The 6,188-nt window shown below is 71.0% G+C and carries 7 protein-coding genes, 1 tRNA gene and 2 pseudogenes; 7 read left to right on the forward strand and 3 right to left on the reverse strand.

Annotation, left to right across the window (positions count from 1 at the left end):
• The first annotated feature begins 56 nt into the window (after positions 1 to 56).
• From ASG23_RS20300 to ASG23_RS20695, 7 genes are all read left to right on the forward strand, one after another.
• A complete protein-coding gene (locus ASG23_RS20300) occupies positions 57 to 209 on the forward strand; it encodes a hypothetical protein (protein WP_200941564.1) in 153 nt (50 codons plus the stop codon).
• 26 nt (positions 210 to 235) lie between these two features.
• Positions 236 to 850, forward strand: a complete 615-nt coding sequence (gene nadD, locus ASG23_RS11120) for a nicotinate-nucleotide adenylyltransferase (protein WP_082516075.1) — start codon at positions 236 to 238, stop codon at positions 848 to 850.
• Positions 847 to 2,151: a hypothetical protein gene (locus tag ASG23_RS19885; RefSeq protein WP_157465614.1), complete on the forward strand. Its 1,305-nt coding sequence runs from the start codon at positions 847 to 849 to the stop codon at positions 2,149 to 2,151. Before nadD ends, ASG23_RS19885 begins: the two co-directional genes overlap by 4 nt.
• Positions 2,152 to 2,179: 28 nt before the next feature.
• Positions 2,180 to 2,569, forward strand: a complete 390-nt coding sequence (rsfS, locus tag ASG23_RS11130) for a ribosome silencing factor (RefSeq protein ID WP_056024370.1) — start codon at positions 2,180 to 2,182, stop codon at positions 2,567 to 2,569.
• The gene (locus ASG23_RS11135; protein WP_056024373.1) at positions 2,566 to 3,264 is read left to right on the forward strand and encodes a histidine phosphatase family protein; all 699 of its coding nucleotides are present in this window, start codon (positions 2,566 to 2,568) and stop codon (positions 3,262 to 3,264) included. Before rsfS ends, ASG23_RS11135 begins: the two co-directional genes overlap by 4 nt.
• A gap of 71 nt (positions 3,265 to 3,335) precedes the next feature.
• Positions 3,336 to 3,411 (forward strand) — tRNA-Ala (locus ASG23_RS11140).
• Between the two features lie 247 nt (positions 3,412 to 3,658).
• Complete coding sequence (locus ASG23_RS20695) at positions 3,659 to 3,784, forward strand: hypothetical protein (protein WP_268760891.1); 126 nt, start codon at positions 3,659 to 3,661, stop codon at positions 3,782 to 3,784.
• Between the two features lie 172 nt (positions 3,785 to 3,956).
• On the opposite strand, the gene ASG23_RS11145 is transcribed toward ASG23_RS20695, so the two are convergent.
• The 3 genes and pseudogenes from ASG23_RS11145 to ASG23_RS11150 form a co-directional block, all read right to left on the reverse strand.
• On the reverse strand, positions 3,957 to 4,469 hold the full coding sequence (locus ASG23_RS11145; RefSeq protein ID WP_056024376.1) for a hypothetical protein: 513 nt from the start codon (positions 4,467 to 4,469) through the stop codon (positions 3,957 to 3,959).
• A 366-nt stretch (positions 4,470 to 4,835) separates the two neighbouring features.
• Positions 4,836 to 4,946 (reverse strand): annotated as a pseudogene (locus ASG23_RS19895) (IS481 family transposase); the annotation flags it as partial.
• A 59-nt stretch (positions 4,947 to 5,005) separates the two neighbouring features.
• Positions 5,006 to 6,003 (reverse strand): annotated as a pseudogene (locus tag ASG23_RS11150) (IS481 family transposase).
• Between the last annotated feature and the right edge of the window lie 185 nt (positions 6,004 to 6,188).

A 6,188-nucleotide genomic window follows, 5' to 3' on the forward strand; every position in this document is an offset into this window, starting at 1 on the left:
CGCACAGCCGGTCGTGCGACACTGTTGGCTCTCGCGCCCACCCTTGGAGGATTGACGTGCACGCTGCCCTGATTGCCGCTGCTGAGGCCGTCGAGCACACCAACGAGCTGCCGTTCCCGCCCGTCGTGTTCGGCGTCGGCGCGTTCGTGGGTCTCGTCGCGATGCTGCTCATCACGTTCGCCTTCCGGAGTGTCGGGACGCGCCACTGACCGACGGACCGGAAGGCACCGAGCAGATGACGGAGCGGCCGCGCGACACTCGCAGGACGCGCCTGGGGGTGATGGGCGGCACGTTCGACCCCGTCCACCACGGTCACCTGGTCGCCGCGAGCGAGGTCGCCGCACGGTTCGAGCTCGACGAGGTCGTCTTCGTCCCGACGGGTCAGCCGACGTTCAAGCTGCACCAGGACGTCACCGCCCCCGAGCACCGGTACCTGATGACCGTGATCGCCACCGCGTCCAACCCGCGGTTCACCGTGAGCCGCGTCGACGTGGATCGTTCGGGTGTGACGTACACCGTGGACACGCTCCGCGACCTCAGGACCGCGCGTCCCGACGCCGACCTCTTCTTCATCACGGGTGCGGACGCCATCGCACAGATCTTGACGTGGAAGGATGCCGACGAGCTCTTCTCGATGGCGCAGTTCGTGGCGGTCACCCGCCCCGGGCACGCACTGTCGGTCGACGGGCTCCCCGGTGATCGTGTGCACGTCCTCGAGGTTCCCGCCCTGGCGATCTCCTCGACGGACGTCCGCGCACGTGCACGCGCCGGGCAGCCGGTCTGGTATCTCGTCCCTGACGGGGTCGTCCAGTACATCGCCAAGCACAGGTTGTATCGAGGTCAGTCATGAGTGAACCGGGAGAGCGGCGCCGTCGTCGCGAGCTCCATCGCAACCCCGAGACGGGTGACGTCCAGGGCGTCGTACCCGACCCCGGGACCGCGGCAACGCCCGCGCCCGCCGCACCCGGAGGGCCGGACGTGCCGGTCTCCCGTCGCGCCATGCGCGGGCCGGGCGGCGGCGAGGAGACCCCGCCTCGAGGGACCGCGGCCGACGCCAGCCGGTCCCGCCGATCGATCCGCGACACGTCGCTGGACCCGACGAGCACGCGCCCGGCGACGGCCGGCTCCGGTACGCCCGCATGGTCGACGCAGGCACCGGCTGCCGCACCGTCCAGCCGTCCGGCCGCCCCGCCCGTCACTCCGCGTCCCGAGACGTCCGGCAGCTCTCCCGCAATCTCCCGGCCTCCGGCCGCTCAGCGGCCCGCCGGCGCCGCGCCCCCGGCGGTGCCGCATCCCGCTGCACCGTCGTCCCCGGCGACGTCCCGCCCGGCAGCCGCCACGCCGACCAGCCCAGCGACCTCCCGCCCGGCGCCCGCCGCGAGCGCTCCGGGTCAGTGGGGTCAGCGCAGCGCCGAACCGGCCGGTCCGGCCGCGCCGAGCTCCGGCGCCGGCTGGTCGCCGGCCCAGGAGCGCGCGACGACCTCCCCGCGGGCCGGTACCCCTGCTCCGCCCGTCCGTCGCGAGAGCCCCAGCTGGACCGGCGCCGGTGCGGCAGCCGGAACCATCGGGTCGTGGGGAACGCAGCCGCCCGCGCCGCAGGTCCCCGCGCCGCAGCCGCCCCCGTGGCAGCAGCAGCCCGTGCAGGCACCGGCCCCGACAGCGCAGCCTGCCGCTTGGCAGCCCACCCCGTCGGCCGCACGGGCGCCCGCGGCGCCGGCGACGAGCCGGCCGACCGCACAGCCGACGAACCAGCCCGGGTGGTCGGGAGCGCAGGCGCCTGCCGCCCCGGACGCCGCGCCCGCACCGGCCGCGTGGGCGCCGACAGGACTGTCGCCGTCGGGCACCGTGCCTGCCCCACGTGCAGGCGGGGAGCCCGCGGCGCCGGCGTTCGCCGGCTCGGCGGCAGTCCGACCGGAACCCGTCGCACCGGGTACCACCCACGACGAGGACGACGACTACGACGACGACGATGAGCGCCCGCGCCACCCGTACACGTGGCTGCACCTGATCGTGCTGGCCCTCGTCGCGTTCGTGCTCGGGTTCCTCATCGTCCTGCTGCTGAGCCAGCAGTCCGACGACGACTCCGGCTCCACGGCCGCGGCGCCGTCCCACGTCCACGTCGTGACCGGCACGCCTGCCGGACCTGCCTGACCCTGCCTGACCCGAACCAAGGAGACCTGTGGCTGCGACCGAACGAGCGATCGAGCTGGCCGTGGCGGCCGCTCGTGCCGCCGCCGACATCAAGGCGGAGGAGATCATCGCTCTCGACGTCAGTGAGCAGCTCGTCCTCACCGACGTCTTCCTCATCGCCTCCGGCACCAACGAGCGGCAGGTCGGCGCCATCGTCGACGCCGTCGAGGAGGCGCTCTTCAAGCTCGGCGCCAAGCCGATCCGCCGCGAGGGCAAGGGCGCCGGCCGCTGGGTCCTCGTGGACTTCGGCGACGTCGTCGTGCACGTCCAGCACGCGGAGGACCGCGTGTACTACGCGCTCGAGCGGCTGTGGAAGGACTGCCCCGTGATCGATCTCCCCGCTGACGCGCGGGGGACCGACGAGGGCACCGACGCGTGACGGCGGGGCGCCTGCTCCTGGTCCGGCACGGTCGGACAGCGTACAACTCCGAGGCGCGCCTGCAGGGCCAGGTGGACATCCCCCTGGACGCAGTCGGCCGCTGGCAGGCCCGCACCGCGGCCGCCCGGCTGCTGACCCGGCACGAGCCGACCGCGATCGTGGTGTCCGACCTCAGCCGTGCCCACGAGACGGCCGCCTTCCTGGCTCGGGCCGCCGGCCTCGACCTCACGGTCGACGCCCGGCTGCGCGAGCGTGCGTTCGGGATCTGGGAGGGGCTCACCGGTGACGACCTGCGCCGGGACTGGGCCGACGAGTTCGCCGTCTGGCGAGCCGGCGGACAGCCCGAGGGCGTCGGCGCCGAGACCCGCGCCGAGGTCGCCCAGCGCGTCCGCGAGGGGATCCTCGAGCACGCCGCCGTGCTCGGTCCCGACGACACCCTGGTCGTCGTCTCGCACGGCTCCGCCATCAGCTGTGCCGTCGGTGACCTCCTCGGCATGCCGACGGACTGGCACGGCTTCGCCGGCATGCTCAACGCCCATTGGACCGAGCTCGTGGCCACCCGCGGCGACTTCTCGCCGTCCTGGCGCATGGTCGGGTACAACCTCGGGCCCACGGACGCGTCGACGGACTGGAATGCCGGACCCGACACCACGCGCGACTCGGACGCCGACGCCGAGACGCGTGACCCCGATTAGCGTTTGGGGCCGCGTTCGATCTAGACTCTCCGAGCGCCTACGGGCGTGAGTGGTTCCCCTCGGGGGGCCGCGGGGCTGTGGCGCAGCTGGTAGCGCACCTGCATGGCATGCAGGGGGTCAGGGGTTCGAATCCCCTCAGCTCCACCAAAAGTGCTGGTCAGAGGCCACGCCGGGATCCTGAACACGGGAGCCTGACGTGGCCATCGGCCATTTATCGGAACTTATCGGTCTGGACTCGGCCTCGGGCTGGCCGATCTCGGGCCTCCTAGTGCGTGTTGGGCGGACCGCCGCACACCTGCTGGCATGGAGACCACCGTGATGTCGGCCACGCCCTGCGGCACCACGCCATCGCCCGCAACCCGATCGTCGAGGTCGCGCCGGTTGTTCTCCCGGCATGAGGAAGGCCCACGCCGGCGGGGTCCGGAAGAAGAACTCGTCCTTCCTCTACAACGGCACTCGCACGATGTACGAGCGCGAGGGCTTCATCTACGACCGACCCAAGGGCTGGTCAACTGCGTGATGGTGCGCGAGGTTGCACCGAGAACGCGCGGCTGAGCCCGGTCCAGCGCTCGACTCGCAGACGACCTGCGCTCCCAGGCCGTGGCCGGCGCGGGTTCCGGTGAAGTCAGGCGTGCTGAGCTCGTGGCACGGCGGGCTCGCCGCGATGTCTAGGTGACTCGCTGCCTGCCGGGTCAGCTGAGCGCGGCGCACACGTCGACGGTCGGACCGGAGCTCGACCGGATGGTCCAGATGAAGTCGGTGTCGATCGTGTAGTTGACGTGGCCCTGGTACAGCGTCGTGGACGGGCCGGCGGGCACGTCGGTCGGGAACAGGATGATCAGGTTGCTCCCGTGCGCCTGGATGTGCTGCTCGCCGCTCGGCAGCGCCGTCGTGATGTTCATGAACGGTGCGGACTCCAGCGTGATCGTCTCGCCGGTGTCCGCATTCGTCAGTGTGAGGGTGGAGCCGTAGCCGGTGACCTTGGTGACGTTGCCGTGGGTGCTCGTGGCTGTCAGGTCTCCGGTGCCGCTGTACGTCAGCGGGAAGTCGCACGCGTCGCCGGCGGGAAGCTCAACTGGCCCGAAGGGGTCCTGCTGTTCCAGGTCCGGCTGCTTGGCCTGAGCTGGCGCGGCCACGACAGTCAAGCCGACTGCGAGGAGCGCACTGGCGGCCAATCGCAGGGTGAGGGTAGGCGTGGTGATCATGGGGGTCCTTCGCGCGGCGATCGATGTCGTCTGGTGCGCGGGGCGCTGCCCGCGTCCACGCGCGGTGGCGCAGGACGACGGCTCGTCGCTGTGCCGAGCTACATGTCCGACCACTATGTCGGGATTGTGACGCTACGGCCTGACCCTGCGCGGCCACAACCTGTCCCTCCGACCAGGTTGCGGCGCGCAGGTCCCGCAGGCTCGATCCACGGGCCTCGCCGCCTCCTGGTCGAGGCCCGATGTGTCGCGGAGGTGGACGTGCTGGCTGGCAGTCCGCCTCCGACGAGGCGTGGCTGGGCGTCCGGTGGCAAGCGGCGCTGAGCTCATGGGTCAGCACGACGACGGCGCCTCCTGATGCGGCTCCGGCTAGTTGTGATGTCCAGGGAGGTTGGTCAGTCGGGTGACTGGCGGCTTGCCTCCGAGGGCGGAGTGGGCGCGGTGGTGATTGTAGAAGTGCATCCAGCTGGGCGCGGTGGTGATTGTAGAAGTGCATCCAGCCAGGCAGAGCGGCGTCGCGTTGCTGGGTTGGGCTCCGGCTAGTTGTGATGTCCAGGGAGGTTGGTCAGTCGGGTGACTGGCGGCTTGCCTCCGAGGGCGGAGTGGGCGCGGTGGTGATTGTAGAAGTGCATCCAGCCAGGCAGAGCGGCGTCGCGTTGCTGGGTTGAGTCGTAGAAGCGGGCGTAGGCCCAGCCGTCGCCGAGGGTGCGGTGGAAGCGTTCGATCTTGCCGTTGGTCTGGGGGCGGTAGGGCCGGGTCCGCTTGTGGCAGATCTCGAGTTCGTTGCAGGCGTCTCGCCAGGCGTAGGAGCGGTAGCAGCTGCCGTTGTCGGACAGCACTCGTTCGACGGTCACGCCGTGCTCGGCGAACCAGGCGACCGCCCGGCGCAGGACCCCGATCGCGGTCTGGGTCTTCTCATCGGTGCAGATCTCGGCGTAGGCAACCCGGGAGTGGTCATCGATGACGGTGTGCAGGTAGGCGGTCCCGATAACCGGTCGGGAGGCCTTGCCGCGTTCGCCCGTGCGCCGTGCCGTGGCGATGTCATTGGCCTTGCTCTGCGGCGGCTGAGGAACTTGTGCCCGCCGCCATCAGGGATGTTGGCGAACTTGGTGACGTCGACATGGATCAACGAGCCCGGATGGTCGTGCTCGTAGCGTCGCAACGGTTCGCCGGTGACCCGGTCGATCTGCGAGAGCCGGTTGATCCGGCATCGGCTCAGCACAGCGTGCACGGTGGACGCCGGCAGCCCGAGCCGGCCGCCGATCTGGACCGGGCCGAGTCGTTGACGCCAGCGCAGCGCAACGATCTGTTTGACGACCTGCGCGCTGGTCTTGTTCGGGCTGCAGCGGGGTCGCGAGCTCCGGTCGCCCATCCCAGCCGACTTCTCTGCGCGGTAGCGGTCGGCCCACTTCTTGGCGGTGCGCGGACTCACCATGAACATCTTGGCCGCGGCGGCATACGTCCAGCCGTCCTTGACGACGAGCAGTGCCAGCCGTTCGCGAGTTCGTGGGGTCAAGACGGCGTTAGCGTGGGACACGAAGGCCTCCGGTCGGTGAAGCGGYGAACTAGACAGCTCCACTTCACAACCGGGGGCCTTCGTCTGTCAGACCGACTCACCGCCGAACGGCGGGACAACCTCCTTGGACATCACARCTAGTCCGTGGACCGATGGGCGACGTCGACGCGCGGACGGACCGCCGCTCGTGCGGGTCGTACGTCACG

Source organism: Cellulomonas sp. Leaf395 (assembly GCF_001424125.1).
Lineage (GTDB): Bacteria > Actinomycetota > Actinomycetes > Actinomycetales > Cellulomonadaceae > Cellulomonas.